At 40.7% G+C, this 22,843-nt stretch carries 18 protein-coding genes; 5 read left to right on the top strand and 13 right to left on the bottom strand.

The features are described from left to right. Positions 1–10: 10 nt before the first annotated feature. From efeO to ABHN01_RS19215, 6 genes are all read right to left on the bottom strand, one after another. Positions 11–1,171: an iron uptake system protein EfeO gene (efeO, locus tag ABHN01_RS19240; RefSeq protein WP_429876855.1), complete on the bottom strand. Its 1,161-nt coding sequence runs from the start codon at positions 1,169–1,171 to the stop codon at positions 11–13. A gap of 2 nt (positions 1,172–1,173) precedes the next feature. Next, on the bottom strand, positions 1,174–2,658 hold the full coding sequence (locus ABHN01_RS19235) for an FTR1 family iron permease (RefSeq protein ID WP_429876854.1): 1,485 nt from the start codon (positions 2,656–2,658) through the stop codon (positions 1,174–1,176). 161 nt (positions 2,659–2,819) lie between these two features. Further along, positions 2,820–3,662 carry an aldo/keto reductase gene (locus tag ABHN01_RS19230; protein ID WP_429876853.1) on the bottom strand — a complete coding sequence of 281 codons (843 nt, stop codon included), beginning with the start codon at positions 3,660–3,662 and terminating at the stop codon, positions 2,820–2,822. Between the two features lie 186 nt (positions 3,663–3,848). Next, entirely contained in the window at positions 3,849–4,412 is a 564-nt protein-coding gene (locus ABHN01_RS19225) for a GNAT family N-acetyltransferase (protein ID WP_290401121.1), read from the bottom strand. A 297-nt stretch (positions 4,413–4,709) separates the two neighbouring features. Then, positions 4,710–5,156, bottom strand: coding sequence for a DinB family protein (locus ABHN01_RS19220; RefSeq protein WP_429876852.1), 447 nt, complete (start codon positions 5,154–5,156; stop codon positions 4,710–4,712). Positions 5,157–5,268: 112 nt separating this feature from the next. Continuing rightward, positions 5,269–5,895 (bottom strand): hypothetical protein, encoded by a 627-nt coding sequence (locus ABHN01_RS19215; RefSeq protein ID WP_429876851.1) that lies wholly within the window; start codon positions 5,893–5,895, stop codon positions 5,269–5,271. Positions 5,896–6,149: 254 nt separating this feature from the next. Here ABHN01_RS19215 and ABHN01_RS19210 point away from each other — a divergent pair, with 254 nt between their 5' ends. Continuing rightward, complete coding sequence (locus ABHN01_RS19210; protein ID WP_429876850.1) at positions 6,150–7,214, top strand: P1 family peptidase; 1,065 nt, start codon at positions 6,150–6,152, stop codon at positions 7,212–7,214. Between the two features lie 79 nt (positions 7,215–7,293). Beyond that, positions 7,294–7,680, top strand: coding sequence for a DUF2809 domain-containing protein (locus tag ABHN01_RS19205; RefSeq protein ID WP_429876849.1), 387 nt, complete (start codon positions 7,294–7,296; stop codon positions 7,678–7,680). 72 nt (positions 7,681–7,752) lie between these two features. Here ABHN01_RS19205 and ABHN01_RS19200 read toward each other — a convergent pair whose 3' ends face one another. Together ABHN01_RS19200 and abc-f are read right to left on the bottom strand one after the other, a co-directional pair. Then, positions 7,753–8,298 (bottom strand): GNAT family N-acetyltransferase, encoded by a 546-nt coding sequence (locus tag ABHN01_RS19200; protein ID WP_429876848.1) that lies wholly within the window; start codon positions 8,296–8,298, stop codon positions 7,753–7,755. Between the two features lie 101 nt (positions 8,299–8,399). Beyond that, positions 8,400–10,028 carry a ribosomal protection-like ABC-F family protein gene (gene abc-f, locus ABHN01_RS19195; RefSeq protein ID WP_429876847.1) on the bottom strand — a complete coding sequence of 543 codons (1,629 nt, stop codon included), beginning with the start codon at positions 10,026–10,028 and terminating at the stop codon, positions 8,400–8,402. Positions 10,029–10,725: 697 nt separating this feature from the next. Here abc-f and ABHN01_RS19190 point away from each other — a divergent pair. The 3 genes from ABHN01_RS19190 (at position 10,726) to ABHN01_RS19180 (ending at position 14,101) form a co-directional block, all read left to right on the top strand. Then, entirely contained in the window at positions 10,726–11,061 is a 336-nt protein-coding gene (locus ABHN01_RS19190; protein ID WP_429876900.1) for a hypothetical protein, read from the top strand. Positions 11,062–12,207: 1,146 nt separating this feature from the next. After that, positions 12,208–12,561 (top strand): hypothetical protein, encoded by a 354-nt coding sequence (locus ABHN01_RS19185; protein WP_429876846.1) that lies wholly within the window; start codon positions 12,208–12,210, stop codon positions 12,559–12,561. 550 nt (positions 12,562–13,111) lie between these two features. Next, positions 13,112–14,101, top strand: a complete 990-nt coding sequence (locus ABHN01_RS19180) for a spermidine synthase (RefSeq protein WP_429876845.1) — start codon at positions 13,112–13,114, stop codon at positions 14,099–14,101. An 80-nt stretch (positions 14,102–14,181) separates the two neighbouring features. On the opposite strand, the gene ABHN01_RS19175 is transcribed toward ABHN01_RS19180, so the two are convergent. The 5 genes from ABHN01_RS19175 to ABHN01_RS19155 all read right to left on the bottom strand — a co-directional run bounded on the left by ABHN01_RS19175 (position 14,182) and on the right by ABHN01_RS19155 (position 22,709). Continuing rightward, positions 14,182–15,099: a spermidine synthase gene (locus ABHN01_RS19175; RefSeq protein WP_429876844.1), complete on the bottom strand. Its 918-nt coding sequence runs from the start codon at positions 15,097–15,099 to the stop codon at positions 14,182–14,184. 108 nt (positions 15,100–15,207) lie between these two features. After that, positions 15,208–16,422, bottom strand: a complete 1,215-nt coding sequence (gene metK / locus ABHN01_RS19170; protein WP_429876843.1) for a methionine adenosyltransferase — start codon at positions 16,420–16,422, stop codon at positions 15,208–15,210. Positions 16,423–16,744: 322 nt separating this feature from the next. Continuing rightward, positions 16,745–20,185 carry a methionine synthase gene (gene metH / locus ABHN01_RS19165; RefSeq protein WP_429876842.1) on the bottom strand — a complete coding sequence of 1,147 codons (3,441 nt, stop codon included), beginning with the start codon at positions 20,183–20,185 and terminating at the stop codon, positions 16,745–16,747. Positions 20,186–20,192: 7 nt separating this feature from the next. Further along, a complete protein-coding gene (locus tag ABHN01_RS19160) occupies positions 20,193–22,034 on the bottom strand; it encodes a bifunctional homocysteine S-methyltransferase/methylenetetrahydrofolate reductase (RefSeq protein WP_429876841.1) in 1,842 nt (613 codons plus the stop codon). Positions 22,035–22,520: 486 nt separating this feature from the next. Next, a complete protein-coding gene (locus tag ABHN01_RS19155; RefSeq protein WP_429876840.1) occupies positions 22,521–22,709 on the bottom strand; it encodes a hypothetical protein in 189 nt (62 codons plus the stop codon). Between the last annotated feature and the right edge of the window lie 134 nt (positions 22,710–22,843).

The raw sequence follows: 22,843 nt of genomic DNA, 5'->3' as shown, positions 1-22,843 counted from the left end.
TTCTCCTAATCTATTGAAAAATTTCAGCCGTTTGGGCCATGGATTCAGATAGTGTATTCAACTGCTGGCTCAGCTCACGCACCTGAGGCTTGGTCAGTTTCTTGTAATCCAAATAAGCTCCGCTTTTCTTATGCTCTTCAAGCAAGGCTGTAATTTTATTAAATTCAGTATCCAAATCTTGTGCCAAATCTTTATTTTTTTCATTAAGAACCGGGAGAACCGCATGGTATACCGCCTGAGAACCTTCTACATTGGACGCGAGGTCAACGAGGTCAATGTGCGAATAACGTTCTTCTTCTCCCGTTACCTTGGAGATTGCCGCTTCATTCAGCAATTCCATGGAACCTGCAACAATCTGAGTCGGGTTCAATTTTACACCCTGAACCTTTTTCTGCAGCTCCGCCACATCTTGATCAAGCTGGTCGGCGTATTTTTTCATATCCTTTAAGCTGCCGTCTTTCCATAAGGCTTTTTCAATTCTATGGAAACCTGTCCACTCACCTTCAACATCGTTCTCGCGAGCGTCAATCTTTGGATCAAGATCACCGAAACTCTCAGCGATCGGTTCGATGCGTTCATAGTATACACGAGCTTCGGCATAAGCCTCTTTCGCTTTTTGTGTATCGTTCGCTCTTACGGCATCATTAAAAGTTTTTGTTGATTTGACCAGTGCCTCTGTCTGTTCGTCCACATACGTTTTATATTTCTTCACTGCTGTATCCAATACTTCTGTCGTTTTCTGTGTAGTTTCTTTTGCTTTTTCAAGGTTTGTTAAGGAACGGTCCAAGTCCACGCTTAACTGCTGGACCTTGCTGCTGTTATAGTTATCTTTTGTTACTTCAGCATACAAAGGGAGCAAGTATTTTTCAGTGTCCGTATACAGCAGCGGGTACTTTTCGCGGATGTTGTTCTCATACGATAACCATTGCTTATTCAAGCGTTTGCCGTATTCTTTTACTTGTTCTTCATTCTTTTCTTGAAGAGAGTCCTGCAGTTGATGGAGTGATCCCTGCATTTCTTTTACTTGTGATTTCAGTTCATTTTTCTTGGATGATGCTGCTTTTTTATGTTCACCGGATGATGCCGCCTCATTGCTGCAGCCCGAAATAACGGGTACTGTGATTAAAGAAAGAGTCAGTGCAGTATGAATAATGGATTTTGATAATTTCATGATTAGCTGGCCTCCTGATGCCGATTATGGTTATTTTTTTTCTTCTTTAACTGCTGTGCAAAAATGACAATGATTGCAATGCTGATGATAATAAGCTGCGGCATCGTACTGTACAAGGACGGATACACGCCAAATGAATGGATGGTAGGAATGTATTCAGCTGTTGTGGACGGCATGAAGCCTGAGAGCTGCAAGCTGTGTATGCCGGATCCCATGAATTTTATGCACAGATAAAACACGATCAGACTTGAAATCATAAAGAAAGGCTTCAGCGGCAGACGAACGCTTAGCTTCAGCATGCATACACCGATGGCGGCCAGGATTCCAAACCCGAGAAGGATACCTGTAATCAAAGAGGTGTAGGACATCTGATTCGCCATCCCGATCAAGAAGATGACGGTTTCAATTCCTTCACGGAGAACGGCCAAGAACGCCAATATTCCGAGTGAGAGAAGTTTTCCACCGCTTACCGCTTTTTCTGTTTTCGTCTTCATAAAAGAGTTCCAGCGGTTCACATTGGTATTTCTGTGCAGCCAGTAACTGACGTACAGCAGCATGAGGCTCGCGATGACCCCAGACCAGCCATTAATGAGAAAATTATTCTGGCCGAAAGCAGATGAACTCAGCACATAGCTGACGAGGAAGCCTACCCCCAAGCTGGCAGCGATTCCTGTGATCGTTCCGCCCCAGACATAAAGACCGCCTTTACTTTCTTCTCTTCGTTTTGTAAAAGTTAACAGGGCGCCGATCACAAGCAATGCTTCAAGGCCTTCGCGCAGCGGAATCAATGCTGCATCCCACATGCCGTATGAAGAATTTGCGAGCGGTTTCAGGTCCTTCTCCATATCATCAAGCATTTGAATGGATTTCTTGTTTTCATTTGGGTTATTGACAGAAGAGGCAAGCAGAACCAGCCTCCGCTCGGAGTTGTTATATACTTTTTGGGATTGCCCTACCACGTTTCCTTCTACGCTGAGCCAAAGAGATTTCAACTCCTCAACCTGTGCTTTTGATTGGGCTTGATCCCCTTCATCAAGAGATTGTTTCGCTTCTTTAATTTTTAGTAAATACGCAGAGATACTTACGTGTTTCGAAGATGTTTTGGCAGATGAATTGGCCATCTGTCCTTCTTTATATTGATTAAGCAACACTTTTAGCATTTGAAGAGATTCTTCCGATTTCTTCTGATCTTCATTTAACATTGCTACAGAAACAGCTGCCATTTTCGTTTTTATCTTGCTGTAGCCGCTCAGATTTTCTTTACGGACCTCCCCTTCAGCCCGGGTCCATTTCTGTTTAAACGTGTTAAACGACGTTTCAGCCTGGTTGAAATCCTTTTGTTTCACCGCATCAATCGATGCATCTATGTAAGGAATGCTCTGAGACACCTTGACCTGGGAGCTGCTTTCCTTCGCTGCTGCCTGAGATGGTATACCTATTAATAAAAAAAAGGCAAAAATAAAAATAGAGAGATTTCTTCTATTCATTTGAATTCCCCCAACATAATTGATAATAATTATCATTACTAATGATGATGGCAATTGGCTGCTTTGTCAATAAGTTTTGATATAAAAATGAGACAGAAAATTCTTCCTTTCAAAAGATGAAAGGCATGAAAAAAAGACGCGAATAAAATCGCGTCTTTTTTTTAGAAATCAAAGTTATCAGGGTCTGGTCCTACTCTGAGATTTTGATTTAATTGATCGATCTGAGTCATTTCCGAATCCGATAGCTCAAAATTAAAGACCTGGGAGTTCTCGATGATTCGATGCTCCTTCGTTGATTTAGGAATGGTAACGACCCCATTTTGCAGATCCCATCTTAGGATAATTTGAGCCACAGACTTGTTGTGCCGGTCTGCTATTTCTTTTAAAACCGGATGATCCAGCAATTGCCCCTGCATCAAAGGTGACCAGGCTTCGAGCTGGATATCCTGCGTTTTACAAAATTCCTGAAGCGCTTTTTGGTTCAACCGCGGATGGTATTCAACCTGGTTGACCATCGGTTTGATCTCCGCATCCTTCATCAATTCCTCAAGATGATGAATTTGAAAATTGCTTACTCCGATCGCTTTTACCCGGCCTTCCTGATATAGCGTTTCAAGCGCTCTCCAGGCATCTTTATACTTGCCTTCAACCGGCCAGTGGATAAGATACAGGTCCAGATATTCCAAGTCAAGCTTTCTCAGGCTCTCTTCATAGGCGGCCAGCGTGGATTCATAACCCAAGTCCGTATTCCAGACTTTTGAAGTAATAAATAGATCTTCCCGTTTTAAACCTGTTTGGGCAAGCCCTTCTTTGATCCCTGTTCCGACACCCTCCTCATTTTCATAGATGGCTGCGGTGTCAATGCTCCTATAACCGTGCTTAATGGCTGACTTTACAGCATTCACCAATTCCGGACCTTCTTCAACTTTAAATACCCCTAGCCCGAACCAGGGCATTTTTACTCCATTATGCAAAGTGGTTGTATCTTGTAAATGATTTGCCACTATTCTTCCTCCTCTTGTTAAGCTAAATCAAACAAGTTCATTATCGAACATTAATTTTCAAATGAGAAGTACGCACTTTCAAGTGACGTAGGAACTAATAAGTTCTATGATTACTTTTTGGTTCCTGTAAAGCTTGATATGAAATGCAATTCACGTCAGCCGCTTCATGTCCTCCTTACGTCCCGTTCATCTGGTTATGGCATAAACGCAAGTGTCAGTCAGCCTTGAACCATCTGCTGATAAATCATCGTTTTTGTGGATTCCCTCCAGGATAAACCCCAATTTTTCCGGAATCGATCGGCTTCTTATGTTTGCCGATTCACACCTGATTTGAATTCTTTTAAACTGCAGCTGTTCCAAACCAAAATCCGTTAATTTTTTTACAGCTTCAGTCATATATCCGCGTCCGACGAATTTTGTGTTCATCCAGTATCCTAATTCACATTTTGGTATCTCCCAGTCAATCCCCTGCAGACTGGTGGTGCCTATAAAATCAAAAGTGTTCTTGTCAAAAATGAGGAAGCGGAAGTTTTCTCTTTTCAGAAAGCTGATATGTGCCCCTCTCAAATTAATTTCCGTTTCTTCTACAGCCGGAATCGTCTGAGCAAATGGCAGCCAGGCTTTTAATTCTTGATGAGATGCTTTTATCGCTTGATTGACGACCTCTCCATCCCCAGACAGCAAGGGTGCTCTAAGGATCAGTCTTTCCGTTTCTAATTGAGTCGGAACTTCCATTAATAAAGGATTCATAGCTATCCCCTTTTGTCTTATCATTTTTTTTATATTCGTTGTAGGTGTTAAAAAACTCCCATCCCAAAATAGTTCTTGAGGACGAGAGCTGCAGCTTAGCGGTACGACAGATTATTCCCTTTATTTTACATGTCCGGATCTCATTTTCAGTCCAAGATTCACCAGGCCATCTTCAACTGTCATTCCCCAGTGGAGATAAACGACCATTAAACACCACTGATTGAACCATAAGTTATGGTTATTAGAACGGTCATATATAAAGAAGTTAAAAGTTTGCGTTTCAATATGGACAGTTCCTCAACACCCTGCCAATATTTGTGCGAGATGATGATTCATATGATCAATGTAATCCTTTACGAGCCACTCTAACGTTTGAACGGTTTGGGCATCTACTCTACAATCAAGCTTCCACTGTTCTTCAGAAACATTCACAAGAAGCGCGGTGATCTGTTTATTAACTGAAATCCATAGATGAATAATATCTTCGACGCTAAAAGAATGCTGATAATCATGGATCTCCACAAAAAAATCCTGATTATAGCCTTTTAATGTAACCACGTCAGTTGAAGCGATGATATCAACAAAACGCTGGTGATTCACATTCCCTGAATCACAAAGATGTCCAAGAATTTCTTTTTTAGACCACTTGGACGGAAGTGGTTTGTCCTCGAAATCCGTAACAGTTTCCATTTTCCTCGGCACTGCAGAGAGGATCTTTTCCAGCTCTGACACTAACTGATTCATTTAACATCCCCCATTGCTTCTCTAAACCATGCGTCTAGATCGATTAACTTTCTGCATGAAGCACCGATAGTCCTTCATTATCACTATACGAAATATCATCAATCCCAATTTCTTAACCCTCATTTTTCAGCAGCATTGAATTGACCTGGATATCCTTTTGATGTTTTAAGTAGGTCTTTTCAATCAATTGGTTTACAGCCTGTTTGTATTCGGCTCCGCCTACTTTTGAAGGCTCTCCAATTTCTTTTTTCAAATATTGCTGACTTAAGTTGTTGCGTTCAATCTGTTCTTTTATTTCTGACCAATACTGTTCTTTTGTTAAATTGGAATCTTTCAGCCTGCGGTCATGATACTTCTTATTTTCTCCAGTCTGCAAGGCTTCGAGTTCTCGCTTCACTTCCTCCTGATTAATATTCATGCCTGCCTTTAAGGCTTCCCTGGAGAATATAAAATAAGCTATATGATTTACGATATCGGTCATCTCTTCCAAATCCATGTCGGGTGTAAGCTTAAGCCAAAAGGTTTTTTCATCCTTCTTTACTAAAGCATAAACGTTAGGGTCAAGCAGCAGTGCATTTTTTTTAACCGCTTTCGTAACATCCATTTCTGGAGCATCGGTCTGCTCCGGGTGGTCATCAGTGGCCGTTCGTACATTCTCTGTTTTTTCATTTGTGGAAAAGGATACAAACCCAATAAAAAACACCAGCACCAATCCTAGAACAACATACTTGTTCTTCATCAATGTCCCCCGTCCGATAATTTAAGCCTCTTTATTTTTTATCGTCTGGCTATTTTTCCTTAGTCTGATAACATCTCACAGAGCAACGATGATCAATATTAACAGTAATACCGGTTTTCCTCATCCTTAATTAAACCTCTCCTTTTATTTTACCAGACATATCCATTTCCGGCATTCTTTCTTCTGAAATGAAGGAAAAGACAATGGTAAACTAAAGAAAGAAAATCTAATAAGAGATAGAAGGTGATTTTTCAATGCACCACCAAAAAAGGATACGTGATTACGGGGTAAAAATAGGGCGGCTGGAACCCGGCCACTATAACGCCATTACCGATATAGCGGGTGTAACAGTCGGCCATGTAACCCTTAGTGATCAGGACATGCAAACAGGAGTAACAGCCATCCTGCCCCACCCTGGCAATACGTTTAAAGAAAAATTGATTGCTTCAAGCCATGTGATCAATGGCTTTGGAAAAACGATGGGTGCCATTCAAATGCAAGAGTTGGGTGTGCTGGAGACGCCCATCATTTTAACGAACACCTTAAGTATCGGAACAGCAGCAGATGCTTTAATCCAATATATGCTGGAAGATAATCCTGAAATCGGCCGTTCGACGGGAACGGTTAATCCTATTATCGGAGAGTGCAACGACATGCTGCTCAATGATGTGAGGGCACAATTTGTTAAGAAGGAACATGTTCACGAAGCGATACATAACGCTTCACCTGAATTTGAGGAAGGCAGTGTCGGAGCAGGAACGGGCATGCTTTGTTATTCCTTGAAAGGCGGAATCGGTTCAGCATCCAGAAGATTTCAATTGGATCATGGAGAATACACCATCGGCGTGCTCGTGTTGTCGAACTTTGGGATTTTAAGTGATCTTATGATAAACGGCAGGATGATTGGGCAGGAGCTGAAAGAAGCACTGCTCCAATCATTGGAGGAAAAAGATAAAGGCTCGATCATGGTGATCGTTGCCACTGACCTGCCAGTTTCTGAACGCCAGCTCAACCGTATCATTAAACGATCGGTTGCCGGATTATCACGGACAGGTTCCATCATCACGCATGGCAGCGGAGAGATCGTCATCGGATTTTCAACAGCGACTAAAATCCCCCATGACAAACCTTCAACCTGCTTAACCATTCCTGCCATTCATGAGGAGGATATGGATACAGCTTTTCGTGCCGTTGGAGAAGCAGTGGAAGAAGCTGTGTTAAATTCTTTAGTAACAGCCACCCATATCTTGGGGAGAGGCGGAAATGAAAGGCCGGCGTTTAAAGATCTGCTAAAGGAATTTAACATCGCTCTCTCATAACAAATTTAATGATTGCTTCTATTATCCTATCCATGTACATTCAGATTTGCCATATATAAAAGTATAAAGAGTGATTCCATTGAAGACTCGCAAATTAAGGATAGCCTATAGTATCGCAATCATTATCACCATTTTTTCAGGCCTCGCCTCCAGAAAATGGAGCCATCTGCTTCCGTTATTAGCGGCACAGAATGCCGGGGATGTGCTGTGGGCCATGATGGTCTATTTCGGATTTCGATTTTTGCTCATACAAAAAGGCCTGCCGACAGCCATATGTCTCAGTCTGTTGTTCAGCTTCGGCATTGAATTCAGCCAGCTTTATCAGGCTGACTGGATCAATCACATTCGAAGTACATTGTTCGGAGCATTAATCCTGGGCAAAGGTTTTCTTATTGCAGATCTGTTTCGATATGCCGCAGGGATCCTGATTGCCGCGATCTTAGATATAATGACACTATCAAAATAAAGTGAAAAGGGTGGCTGATTCGCTGCCCTTTTCTGTCGTTTTTATTATTAAATTTCTTGCAACTATACTTTTTTATACCCTCATAGATTGTAAGCCTACTCTCCATATCATATGGTCATAGCCTTTGTCCCAATAATCCTTAAGCCGGTAATCCGGTTCACCGAATTTCTTTGTCCAGATTTTTTGCGCACTTTGGTACCCGCTGTCTAAACAAAATTCGTTTATGCCTCTATTCTGAAGTGTGGCATACATCCTGCTCAATAAGAGATTGCCTATGCCTTGTCCTTGGCAATCACGATGAACAAACACAGTACCGATCTCCATCAGCTCTTTTAGAGCACCTTTTGTACAAGAACGGATAAGTTCACTTACGGGACCGAATTCGATGGATCCAACCATTTGATCCCTTACAAGTGCAATTAGGAAATAGCGATCCAATCCTTCACTGTTTAAATCATTTTCCAAATAATCTTTCTTCCTCTCAATTTCCTCGTTTAAATCTTCCAGCTTCTCTCCGATTCCCTCTTTAGAAAAGGTATCAGTGATGACGATTCGGAAAAATTCATGCAGCAGTGAAACATCTTTAATCGAGGGCCTTCTTATCTCCACATTAAACATGAAATTCTCCCTTTCTGCTTCATACTCTACAGTCCGGGCAAAAAACCTTTGTTCAGGTTAAACGTTCGTTTAAATTGCATAAATTGCCTAACGTATCATTCTTAAAGCTCTTTTATTCGTTTCGTAAGCTCCTTAAACCTAAGATCAAGTTCATTATATTCTTTATTCTGGGGAGTCATAAAACTAAGCTTCCCTAAAACTTCTTGCCTCTCTGTTTCAAGCTGCAGACGAATTTCTTCCCTATCATCTTTTGCGGATGCTGGTTCGCCTAACTGCTTGTGGATACTTGAGTTCGCTATAACAAGCTTGGTATTGGCCGTTTTTTCCAGGAAGTAGCGGTCATGCGATACGACCAATAAAGTACCATTATATTGAGCTAACGTGTCTTCAAGCTGTTCACGTGAGGCTAAATCAAGATGGTTCGTTGGCTCATCTAAGATCAGTACATCTTTATCTTCTAAAATATACTTCATCAGCTTGCACTTGACACGTTCACCCATGCTCATATGTTCAATGGGTTCTGACCCTTGAGAAGCCATAAATCCTAGATGCTTCATTAAGTTTTGAACCTGCCCCCTCTCTTCGAAGGTTTCTTTATAAAAGAGCTCCGCGGGCGTTTGCTCAAGCGGTAAATCAAACACTTCCTGCGTTAAATAGCCGATCTTGGCAGAAGGTGAGATCCATACCTCTCCTTCAGCCGTTTCCTGTCCGAGAATGACTTTTAAAAAAGTCGTCTTCCCGCTGCCATTCGGACCAGAAATGGCAACTTTTTCTCCATGCTGTATCGTAAAACTGGCGTCTTTAAACAACGTTCTTCCATCAAACGATTTAGTTAAATTTTTGACTTCCAAGAAGCGTTTTCCCACTTTGTTATTTGCTTTCATGGAGAAACTCACTTTGTATTCTGGTTCAAGCGGTTCAACGTTCATTTTCTCAATCTCTTTCTCGAGGCGCTTTTGTTTGGATTTTACTTGGGCATCCATGCGTTTGGCTTTCACTCGAAAATATTCTTTAAACCCTTCTTTTTTCGTCGATTGTGCATGGGCTTTTTTCGACCAGGAGGTGAGCTCATTCATTTGGCCTTCAATGCGTTCAACCATTTTTTGCTGTTTCTCAAATTCCCGCTGCTGTGTGAGTCTTTTCTGTTCACGGAATTTCATATAACTGGAATAGTTGCCCTTATGGCTTATAAGGGTTTTATTTTCAAGCGACCATATCTTGGTTGCCACTTGATCTAAAAAATAACGATCATGGGATACAAGAATAATGGTGCCTCTGTGTCTTTTAATCAGTTTTGTGAGAACCTTCATGCTTTGCTCATCAAGATGGTTTGTTGGTTCATCCAGCAATAAAATATCTGTCTCTTGTGAGAGCCCTTTTGAAAGCCGGGCCTTTAATTTTTCCCCCCCGCTTAATTTGGAGAAATCAAGAGTTGGAACTTGCCATTTCTCTAATAAGGCTACTTCATCAGAAGTCACCTCTTGAAAAGAATAAGACTCGGTTTCTTGTTCAACCATCGTCTTTTTAAGATCGTTTTGCAGATGTATCATCTGTCCTTTTGAAGGCGGTACATCCTGGTTCAGCAACTTTAACAGGGTGGATTTCCCAGCACCATTCTTGCCAATGATCCCGATCACATCTCCCTGCTGTACGTTTGTATTTAAATTTTCGAAAATAGTGTTTTCTTTTATTTCCACACTTACATTTTGTAATAAGATTAATTCCTGCATCAATTATCTTCCCCTCTTCGTGGGAGGATAAAAAAAATCCTCCCAATGAATTTGGAAGGATTAGCCGCATTTTACCGTACTGAAATAACCCATCTTTCATTGCAGAAAGATGGCAGGAATATGGTGAGAAAATGGGCAGACTAATCCTTAATTAGTATCATTCGAAATATCATTTCAAATTTCTAAAAAAGAGATTAGTTATCCATCGTCCACCCATCATTCCTTTCAGCTTATAATCACTTTTCATTGTAACACCTCTTTGCAGAGATGTCTAACGCCCCTATCACAATAGCAATCTCCGTTAGCGGTGGGCAGACATTGACGGCCAAGCCTGTGAATCATTTGCGCCGTTTCTGCCCAAGAAATGATCACATGCACTGAATGTTATTTTCGTATGGGATACATCCCCGGGGTTTATCCATTTTTAAATTTTCGTAGAGTTTTTTGCTGCAGGCGGACAGCAAGCACTGACAACAAAATAGGATCTATCCTGCATAAAATTCATGTCATCCTGTTTTACAGTGTTACCTCTTAACCCGCTTCCATAAGGTGGATTGTCACCAAACAGCATTAAAAAAAAACTGGATTCCTCTCTCTTTTTTAAAAAAATAGGTGTTTATATATGTCCACTCCCATCTTGGATACATATCTTATACAGGAGTTTATTTTGAGAATTTATGAAAAGGAGAGGTTATTTATTTATCCATACGGTTCTTATCAACCATATGTTCAGCAGCAGCAATACAGTTATCAACCATACGTGCAGCAGCAGCCATCCGACCCTTATTCACAACAGACGTATAATTATTATCCTCAGCAGGAGCATGATCCAGATCGACAGCCTCCGATAAGGCAGCTGGAAAGGCGGGTTAATCAGCTGGAAAACCGAGTCAACCAGCTTAATCGGGAAGTTAACCAGCTAGAAAACACTGTCGCTATCCATTCACGCCGGTTAAACCGATTAAACCAACGGCTGCGCGTCGTGGAACAAAGATTGCGAATTCCTTTTCAGCCTTTTGAAGGCGGGTTTTAATTGCTTGGGCCCAGTGGCACACTGGGTCCGTATTAAATTTTCCGTTTCTGTAACTAAAATCGGGGGCCGCGGCAACATAAAATTTATTCAGTTTTTAGCAGTAGCATCGGATATCGGAATCGGTGAAACCGCATCCTCTTATATTAAATAATTACCAGCCCCTTTATGGCTTTCATTATTGGTGCACTTCGCTATGTACTCCATCAAGAAACAATGAATGATATAAATCACCAAGTACTTTCATGAATCAGTTTCCTTTCACTTTTGGTTTTTTAATGACCGTAAGTTTTATAATGCTGTAACAGCCGTTCTACCATTAAATCAATATACCAGTTATTCAGCGCCAACCCCCTCCGAGATGAGGGATAAACCAGTATGCAGCCAATACTATCTTCACATTTCACCTCTCCTTTTCAGCATCGTTTCTGCCTGCTATACATACCATATTCACAGAATTTATTTTATATATAGGTGATAGTCTTGCATCACTAGATAGATTCATAGTAAAACGCACACGTTGTCTCCGAGAGCTCATATAGTAATAGTAGAAAAAAGAAAGGGGTGATTGACTTGTCCATTTACTTCTTAGGTCCCATTCAAAATGTGGACAAAGGGAGCGATGATCGCAAATGTTATGGATATTATTATGCACAATACATCATTAAAAGGAATGGATGTACTTGTAGAGGGAGTTACGGAAAATAAAAAATCTATCATAGCCTTCAAAGTGTTTCTGCTGGTACAAAAATAAGCTTGGAAAATATTGCTGTTAACTATTCTGCTTTTACATTTCAAATTGCGACAACAAGTCTTTCGCCAGAGGATTTGACGATTACGGTGATAGGAAAAAATGCCAGCCGGCAAGTGAATTTTACTGATCAGTTAAGGGTGATAGAATGATTCCGTAATCGCACTCCCATAACGAAAAATGCAAAATAAAAAATCGTTATATCTAGGAATAAACAGCTTCAAAATTCAGTCAAGCACTCCACAAATAGGTCTTTTTAAACGTAACCTTCTTATTAAGACGTCTAATCATGTAGTTAGATATTGAAGAAGGAATTACAATCGCTGCAAATTCCTTATTCGGTTTAACTGCCGCTCGATACAAAGCTTTACTGCCACAGTATGAAGGGAGAGGAAAAAATGAAAAGAATTGCAGCATTTTTAATTGTATTTGCCATTGCCTTTGTTACGGCCTTTTCGTTTTGGAATAAGACTGCTTCTGCGAGTGTCCCTCGATTTGCATTCAAGACAGAAGATGGTAAATGGGATGGCTCCATTTATAATCCCAATTCACACAGCAATCTTAAGATCGATCTTGTGCATCCGCTGTATGTAAATGGGACCAAAAAACTTACCGACACATCTAAATTAAAGGTCCGCTTATGCAATGCACAAACAAAGGCATGTACTGCATTTAAGACCCTAAAAATTGATGTTAGGGATAGTATCTCCAATACTCAGGTTTCCGGAAAACTAGATATTATCTACTATTAAAAATTGCAAACAATACAAGAAGCCCGAGGATTCCTCGAGCTTCTTTTGTTGATGTGAACGGCTAAAGATGGATTGAAGAAGAAATTGCATAAGCTGGTTTAATTAAATATGAACTTCATTAAAAAAACCTCTTCCCTCTCCTTTTTTATAACCAAATTTCAACATAACTCTTACTCTACTAACATGCCCGTTAACTCAATAAAAAGCAGCCTGAAATGGCAGCTGGGTCATTAAGTATTAAACCGATTCCTGAAAGATTCACCTTTAAACTATATTGAGGAATCATACATTGTATGATGTTCATTATTTTCCAAGGGTTCCCTCCTACTAGACCATTATTCTATGCGAAACCGTGTTCCTCACTGTTATTTAAACACCGAATTTGCTTCGACCCCGCTATTTTTCAGACAGTATCTTCATCTAAAACTTATAGGTATTTTCATCATTTTAATGAATCGTTGGACATTCGTACAAACCGTCTTTTGAAATGCACAATAGAATGTCATGACATTGATTTCAAAGATTAATTAAATTTGTTGGGGGAATGGAGATGAATGGTTCAAAGCTTTGGCAGTCGCAACATTTTATAAATCACCAAACCAGTAATGATAATAAGAATCAGAAACTGAAACAAAAATCGAATCCAAAGGATAATAAAAAACATTTTCGAGGGGATCTGTGGGATAGAATCAGTCTTAGAGAAATGTTGGCTGTTAAAAACAAAAAATTATATCAAGGGCAAAGCAAGTATCAAAATATCCAAGTTTTAGAAGCTAGTGACATCCGTATGTATTTGGATGAACAATTACAATTTAGTTCTTTGGATGAGCGAATTTATCACGAAGCATTTGTCCACGTACCTATGGCACTTACAAAATCTCATGATAACATCCTAATATTAGGGGGCGGTGACGGACTTGCATTAAGAGAAGTATTAAAATATTCAGATGTTAAGCATGTGGATCTAGTTGACATTGACTCTGAAATCTTAAAAATAGCGAGTCAAGTTCCTGAAATTGTGGCTCTTAATGAACGATCATTGTTCGATAAACGTGTGAACGTCTATGCAAAAGATGCCCGCGAATTTTTAAAAAAGAACAAAAAGACGTATGACCTTATGATTATTGATTTTCCAGACCCTGCAGATGATTTTCTTGCAAGCCTGTATTCATTGGAGATGTTTCAAATGGTGCGAAACCATTTGTCAAAAAACGGGATGATTGTCTGCCAATCCAATTCCCCTTTTGACACACCTGTTGTATATTGGAGCATTGGGTTAACCCTTGAAAAAACAGGTTTTTATACAGAAAGCTATCATACGGTTATCCCATCTTTCGGTGATTGGGGTTTTCATTTAGCATCTAATAAACCTTTCCCCTCTAAATTAAAAACAGTACCTGTTCCTTGTCGGACACTTCCTAAAAATTTAGCCAGCTTATTTCATTTCCAAAGTAATACTTTATCCCATCAACGATCCGCTATTGTAAATGCCTTAGATAATCTGCAATTGCATGAAATTTATAAAAAGGAAATTGTATAACCGTACTTATGGCCACGAAAAGCTACCATGTTTAATTGGTAGCTTTCGTTTGGAGATTCGTATTTAGAACGAAACGACGTTCAACTGTACCACGCATTATTTATAATTTCAACCAACACTGTGTTGTCATCTGTTTGGACTTTGCCTGTATCCTTAGAGATGACAAAATAATAGGGCATGTCGAACATATCTCTTAACTTTTTAGTTGACAGGTATTTTGCCTCAACTGACATGCGTAAGTCTTTTGGTTGAACTGTCGATGCTGTAGCAAGACAAAATAGCCAATTCTCTGCGGCTACCGGCTCAAAATAGTGGTATGGAAGTACATAGAAACCTGCTTTTGTGAGCGTTGCGTGTATACTCCATAGGTACTCTGCTGTCGAGTCTGCATTGGAACAAGCTACACCGATTGCGCCTCCTGGGTATAGACGTTCTTTAAGAAGGCTGTAAAACTCCCTGCTGAACAGACGGGATAACTTAGGATTTTTCTCGTTTGGCTCCGGAAGGTCAACAATAATGACATCCCATTTTTCTGAGTTTTTCTTTACAAACTTTCTGCCGTCTTCAATTACGGTCTCGACCTTTGGATGATTCAATGACCCTTTATTAAATTGAACCAGTGGCTTCAATTTTTTACCGAAATCGATCATTATTTTGTCAACATCAAGAGTATTGATTTTTTCCACATCAGTATAACGAAGGGCTTCACGAGTCGTTATTCCGCCGCCGCCGCCAATGATCAGAACACTCTTCCTCCTTCGTGCGGCAGCCATGGGGATGTGTATCATTGCTTCTGCGAACAGATCCTCATCAGCTGTTGTGCCAAACATCTGGTGGCCATTGCTATAAACCAATAGATTCCCATTATGATCGACAAGGGCAATCCTCTGTGTTGGAGTTTCAAATTTTCGTAGAATCTTATAACTTCCTGCAGGTTCCTCTTCCGCACTAATATAACCCCTTATAGAATTGGCCCCCGAATCCCCATAGAGATTCATAAATACCTCTCCTTTTTGCAAAAAATTGAATTCCATGCAAAGTGCCTGTTGGCATTGATTCATCCCAGGACCTTCAGTGGAATCAACTATTGTTTAAGTTCTTAAACATCATGCATGTTTCATGATTTTCTCCGCCTCTTTTTTTATCATATCTGCCTTATCCGTTTTCTCCCACGGCAATATAACATCCGTTCTGCCAAAGTGTCCATAGGAAGCCGTTTGAAAATAAATGGGTTGCCTTAGATTGAGCATTTTAATAATGCCAGTTGGGCGAAGGTCAAAGTTTTTACGTATTAGTTCAACGATTTTTGCCTCTTCTATCTTTCCAGTACCAAAAGTTTCAACCGTTATTGAAACAGGGCTAGCTACCCCAATAGAGTAAGCCAGTTGAACTTCACATTTTTCTGCAAGGCCTGCTGCAACAATATTTTTAGCCACATAACGTGCAGAATAGGCTCCTGAACGATCCACCTTAGTTGGATCTTTTCCCGAAAAAGCCGCTCCTCCATGACGTGAAAATCCACCATACGTATCAACAATAATTTTACGTCCTGTTAATCCTGCATCCCCCTGTGGTCCACCAGTGACAAAACGGCCAGTCGGGTTAATAAAATATCTTGTGTTATGATCAATTAATTCTGGCGGTAATACGTGTTTAATTACATGTTTATGCAAATCATTTTTTATTTGTTCTAATTTTACTTCGGGATGATGTTGTGCAGAAATAACAATGGTATCGATGCGGACTGGTTTAGCATGTTCGTATTCCACGGTAACCTGCACTTTTCCGTCCGGGCGCAAATAACCAATCATTCCATTTTTTCTCACTTCTGTTAAACGTCTAGCCAGCTTATTTGATAAAGAAATCGGCAATGGCATTAGTTCTTCAGTTTCATTGCATGCAAAACCAAACATTATGCCTTGGTCACCGGCACCAATGGCTTCTGTTTCATGCTCGTTCATTGAACCTTCACGGGCTTCCAGAGCCTGGTTCACTCCCATAGCTATATCTGGAGATTGCTGATTGAGCGCTATTAAAATTTTACAGGTATCAGCATCAAATCCAAGTTCGGTATTTGTATAACCGATATTTCGAATGGTCTCTCTTACGATTTGCAATAAATCTACCTTGCAGTCGGTTGTGATCTCCCCGAATAAAACGACTAAGTCAGAACTAACAGACGTTTCACAAGCAACCCGGGCACAAGGATCCTTTTCAAAAATCGCATCTAATACCGCATCCGATATTTGATCACAGATTTTATCAGGATGACCCTCAGTAACAGATTCTGATGTAAAAAAGTGTCGTTGTTTTTGATACATTCCTTTCTAATCCCCCAAAATAAAAAATTTTTTATACTTACCTTCCGCCGCCTTCATAAAAGAGAGACAAAAGTGTTTTAAATCTAGTTCATCCCCACGAGTGTTTGAAGGGCATCCTCTCCTTACTTATCTATTTAAATTCCATTTTATGCAAGTTTAATAGAATTGGTTGGACAACTCTCTTAGTTATCTTAAAAATCCGCAAATAGCTATACAAAAAGTGCTGACTTAAAATAGAAGTCAGCACTTTTCGCTTAAAGACAATTCTTGTGGCCGGCAGTCAAACGCAGTCGATCAAACTGATTTCTTTCTTTAGTCATCGTCATCTATTATCAACATTAAAATACCGGGCTTCTGGATGTGAAAACACGATTGCAGATACAGATGCTTCCGGATCCATCATAAATTCCTCAGTCAATTGCACGCCAATATCTTCTGGGTTTAACAATTTAAAGAGCTTTGTTTGATTTTCCAGCTCTGGGCAAGCCGGATAGCCAAATGAATATCTTTGGCCCTGATACCGGGCGGCAAAACGGTCCTGCATGGCCATATCAATGGGATCAGGGAATCCCCAGCGATCCCGCATTTGTTGGTGTATGAATTCAGCGAGCCCTTCAGCCGTTTCCAGTGCCAGAGCTTGCAATGTATGGCTTTCAAGGAATCTTCCTTGTTCTTTATACTTTAATGCGAGTTGACGGATACCAAGCCCTGCAGTAACTGTAAAAAATCCTAAATAATCCATCGTGTTGCTTTCAACGGGCTTTAAATAGTCAGCTAGGCAAAGATAGGGAGAATTGGCCTGACGCGGGAAATGAAATCGTTCAATAATGGATTGATGGTTGTTAGGGTCGTAGATAAGAATCGTATCATTTTTGGACTGTGCCGGAAAAAATTGATAAACAGCGGAGGGTGCAATGAATTTATTTTGCTTTGCCTCTTTCAGCAGCTGATCCACAAAGGCTTTAAGCTTTAAGGTTTGTTTATCCTTTTCTTGAATGAGTCTAGGAATTTTACCTTTTATCCCAAGATGATGTCCTAGAAGCATTTGAAGATTAATATAGGGTTCAATGTGACCTAAAGGAACTTTCTTCAAAATATGACGTTTCGTGTCTTTGGGAATGAAAGCCGGTGAAGGAGAAATGGAAGATCGTTTGTTCTCGACTGATGGTTTGGGGTGTTTTTCAACATTTACATCGGACGGAGGAGGGTCATTCTTTTTCGATTTATGAATCAGCATCGTTTCTTTTTCTTCAGGTGTTTGCAGTTTGTTGGCAAGATCTAATCCTTGCATGGCGTCTTTTGCATATAATACGATTCCATCGTATTCTTTAGCGATCTTCGTTTCGGTAAATTTACGGGTTAATGCCGCACCCCCTACTAAAATGGGTGTCGTTATTCCGGACTGTCTTAAATCTTGGGCAGTTACGACCATTTGCTGAGCAGACTTTACTAAAAGGCCGGAGAGTCCAATCATATCAGGTTTTTCCTTTTTCACCGCTTCAATCAGCTCAGCGGGAGGAACTTTAATTCCAAGGTCAATGACGTGGTAACCGTTATTGCTGAATATGATATCCACGAGATTTTTTCCGATATCATGAACATCGCCTTTTACGGTCGCAAGCAAAACCTTCCCTTTTGTAGAGGCAGCATCATTCTTATCCATAAAGGGTTCCAAAAACGTAACAGAAGCTTTCATTACCTCTGCGCTCTGAAGAACTTCCGCAACAATTAATTGATTGTCGTTAAAAAGGCGGCCAACTTCCTGCATTCCATCCATTAGGGGTCCGTTTATAATTTCAAGAGGGGAGTATTTTTTTAACGCCATTTCCAAATCGGGAATCAAGCCTTCTTTTGTCCCCTCAACAACATAATAGGCGAGACGTTCCTCAAGTGACAGAATCGGGCCGGCCGCTTTTGCTTCTTTCTTTTTTCCCCGATAGAATTCAGTGAAAGTATCCAGCGCTTCTTTTGTTGTTTCAAACAGAAGTTTCTCCGCCATATCCACCTCATCTTTTGAAATGGAGGCATACCGTTCCAATTTTTCCGTATTCACGATTGCATAATCCAATCCTGCCTGAGTACAGTGATAAAGATAGACGGCATTTAAGATCTCTCTGCCGACAGAAGGAAGGCCGAACGAGACGTTGCTAATACCAAGAATCGTTGGACATTCAGGAAAATGCTTTTTAATTAAACGAATGCCTTCAACCGTTGCATTGGCCGAACCAATATATTGTTCATCACCCGTTCCGACTGGAAAGACGAGCGGATCAAAAATAAGATCTTTTGGTGAAACTTTATATTTATGAACCAAAAGGTTGTAGGAACGTTTGGCAATTTCCAATTTGCGCTCTGCTGTCACTCCCATGCCCTTTTCATCAATGGTTCCGACAACGACAGCCGCACCATATTGATGCACAAGGGGAACAACCTTTTCAAACCGTTCTTCGCCGTCTTCAAGATTGATCGAATTAATGATCACTTTTCCCTGTGAATAAGTTAATGCTTTTTCAATCACTTGTTCATCGGTTGAATCAATAACAAGGGGCACTTTTACTTTTTTTACAACTTCCTTCATGAAGCTTTCCATATCTTGAAGCTCGTCGCGGTCAGGATCCGCAAGACAAATGTCAATGACATGGGCTCCGCCCTTCACCTGAGCTCTGGCAATTTCTGAAGCCTCTTCAAATTTGCCCTCTGCAATCAATCGTTTAAATTTTCGGGATCCAATGACGTTCGTTCGCTCACCGACCATGATCGGCCGCAATGATGGATCATCATAAATAAACGGTTCAATTCCTGATACCATATGGGGATGGTCTTGTTGAATCATTCGAGGCTTATATTGCTTCATCACCTTGAAGATCTCTTTAGTGTGTTCAGGTGTTGTCCCGCAACATCCGCCTGCAATATTCAACCAGCCCTTTTCCGCAAAACCGGCCAGCTTTTTTGCCAGAGATTCCGGTGTTTCATGATAATGGCCTTCATCATCGGGTAACCCCGCGTTCGGGTAGCAGATTATTGCAGACGTAGAGAGCTGCGAGAGCGACCTTATATGATCTTGCATAAATTCAGGACCCGTCGCACAATTTAGTCCTACCGCAACAGGATTCATATGTTGAAGGGAGATATAGAACGCTTCAATGGACTGGCCGGCAAGTGTTGTTCCCATGGTCTCGATGGTTCCTGATACCATAATCGGAACTTCCTTGCCAGTTGCTTTAAACGCCCGTTTAATGCCTAGAAAACCGGCTTTCACATTCAGCATATCCTGAGATGTTTCAAGCAATAATATGTCAACATTTCCATCCAACAATCCTCTTGCTTGTTCTTCATAAGCAATCGTAAGAGCTTCAAACGTTGCTCCGCTCGTTACACTTAAGGTTTTAGTTGTCGGTCCCATCGAGCCTGCGACAAATCGCGGCCATTCATTGGTTGAAATTTGATCTGCCGCTTCTCTTGCAATAAGTGCGCCTGTTCGATTGATTTCATAAGCTTTTTCACCAAGGCCATACTCATCCAAAACATGATTCGTGGCGCCGAATGTGTTGGTTTCAATAATATCTGCTCCAGCGTGCAAATAGTCCAGGTGAATCGACTTAATAACAGAAGGTGCTGTTAAGTTTAGATGCTCGTTACAGCCCTCGTATTCTTCTCCCCCGAAATCTTTTGCGGTTATCTGGGCTTGTTGAAGCATGGTACCCATCGCACCGTCCATAATTAATATTTTGTTTTTTAATCGGTTTAAAAATGGGTCATACATATCTTGGTTATCCTCCTTTCGGTTGGTGACTAGCATTTTCTTTTACATAATTTGATAATTCTACTGTTAATTCATAACGTAAAAAAGGAGTGATCAGGTAAATACCATTAAAAAGCTCCATTGCCGTATCCAGCAAAGATTTTGCAATGGTTAAACCCTCCAGGGGCGCCCTAACTGGATCATCTTTGAATTTCCCCATGCTCTCCCTAATCGTTTCGGGAATCTTGATCCCAGGCACTTCATGATGAAGAAAATCTGCATTTCTGCTGCTGGTGAGCGGCATAATGCCAATATATAATGGAACGTTTAATGGTTTGACCGCCTGATGGATTTCCATTAGTTTTTTCTCGCAGAACACGGGTTGACTAATGAAATAATCTGCACCCGATTGAATTTTCCTTTCCATCCTTTTTATGGCATGATCCAGTGAACGGACGTTAGGGTTAAAGGCAGCGCCGACAGAAAACGCCGTTTTTTGGCCAAGATCCTTTCCGGATAACGAGATGCCTTCATTAAACTGTTTGATCATCTGGATCAATTCAAATGATGACACGTCAAATACGGAAGCAGCACCAGGGAAATCCCCCACTTTGGTAGGATCTCCTGTAATGGCTAAAATGTCATGTATACCTAATGTATGAAGCCCCATAAGATGTGACTGGAGGCCGATGATATTTCGGTCACGGCATGCAATGTGAACCAAGGGCCTTGCCCCAACTTGTGATTTAACCATGGAACCTAAAGCCATATTACAGACCCGTGGGGATGCCAGTGAATTATCCGCTAAAGTAATCGCATCTACACCGGCTTCCTTAAGTGCTTTTGCACCTGCAAAGAATTTATCCGCATCTAATTTTTTTGGAGGGTCTAATTCAACGATAATGGAACTTCTTTTCTTCACGAGTTCTTGTAATGGCGTGGGACGCGGTGGTTGGGACACCTGCACTGTTACTTTTTGTGCTTTTGGTTTCACCGTTTTCACTTTGATCGGAGCAGTATCCTGAAGCACGCTGGAAAATGCGCGTATATGATCCGGTGTAGTGCCACAACACCCGCCGAGTAACCGAACACCCTGCTTTTGAAAAGATTGTGCATACTCTTTAAAATAATCCGCATCACTTTCGTATTTAAGTTCTCCGTCGCAGAATGAAGGAAGGCTGGCATTGGGGTAGGCTGACAAAAAAGCCCTTTCAGGGAGGGGAATATCTTCTAATGTTTGAATCATATGGATTGGACCTAATCGACAATTCAATCCGACGACATCAGCCCCATGTTCCACTAATTTTTGGATGGCTTCTTTTATCGGGATACGATCCTGCATCATACCTGGTTCTTGGAGCGTAACTTGTGCGATGATGGGTAATGATGTCTCCTTTCTGGCAATGGATAATACGGTTAATAATTCATTGAGGTCATAATAGGTTTCAAGTAATAAACCATCTATGTCCTCAAGTAATAGACAATATAATTGCTCTCGAAAAGTACGTTTAATATCATCTATAGTAATGCTGCTGTCCGGCCGTATCCCTCGCAACCCGCCTATCGTCCCCACTACAAATGCTTTGTCTCCGGCAGCTTTTTTTGCTATTTTTACAGCTGCACTATTAATAGACTTTACTTGATCCTCTAAACCATACCTTGATAACTTCACATAATTCGCGGCGTAAGTATTCGTTTGAATCACATTCGCTCCTGCTTCGATGTAAGCCCTATGAATATTTAAAATCTGTTCGGGCCGAGAAAGATTCAATTCCTCAAAACAACAGCTTTTTCCATAGGAGTACAGCAAGGTGCCTATCGCACCATCCCCTATTAATATTTTTTTTTCTAAATCCTCCAACAACCCCATGGTAGCCCTCCTAGCCTTGTCCCAATGACAAAAGAAATCAAAATCTATAACACTATTAAGTGATTTAATTATCTTATGAAGAATAATAGTTTTTGATTGGGCTAAAAACCGATAATAAGGGTTTTTTCGAGAGTAAACACAATAAAGTAGATTAAGAGAAGAAAAAAAATAAACGCCGGATTCGATTAACAGTGCTTGCGGCTTCTTGCATCCACGATATTTTCATAAAATTTTTGAAGATGATGCGTTTGGTGAGTAAACATGTCGAACCGTGAAAGTAAATGAACGAAACCCGTGAGTAATGCACCCGGACAACGAAGATCAGCCTCGAAACGGCCACCATTAACCATCTAATTACTAGAATTCCGCGCAAAAAAAGGCTGCCGCAGCAACCAGTTCACACCAAAATAGTTTGTTTGGAATAATCATCATCAAATACAACACCATTTCGATCAGGTTTATCCCCTCTCCAACGTTTTTACACTCCTATACATGATTATTATTATTTTTAGCGTTTTGCAATGCTGCCTCTCGTACAGCATTGCCTTCCTCAGTAATGTGTTGATTGTGATGATTCATGTTAAACTCATTTCGTTTCTTTTTTCCATTTCTCTCAATGATTGCAGCGATGAAGAAGAGCAATGCTAATGGAAAAATAACAAGCAACCAAATCATACGGCTGTCTCCTTCCATCCGAACGCATCATACAAAGTTTTCCATTATATTTATTCTGAAGCCGACTTAAGAATTCCTCCACTAACCTCTCCCCTTTAGCATTCCTGTAGAGAATTAGTTTTAGGCTTTGATAA

Origin of the sequence: Fictibacillus sp. NRS-1165, assembly GCF_050468105.1 — a bacterium.
Classification (GTDB): domain Bacteria; phylum Bacillota; class Bacilli; order Bacillales; family Fictibacillaceae; genus Fictibacillus_C; species Fictibacillus_C terrinigri.
Note: the sequence above shows the minus strand (reverse complement) of the source record. Positions and strands in the feature narration are given on the sequence as shown.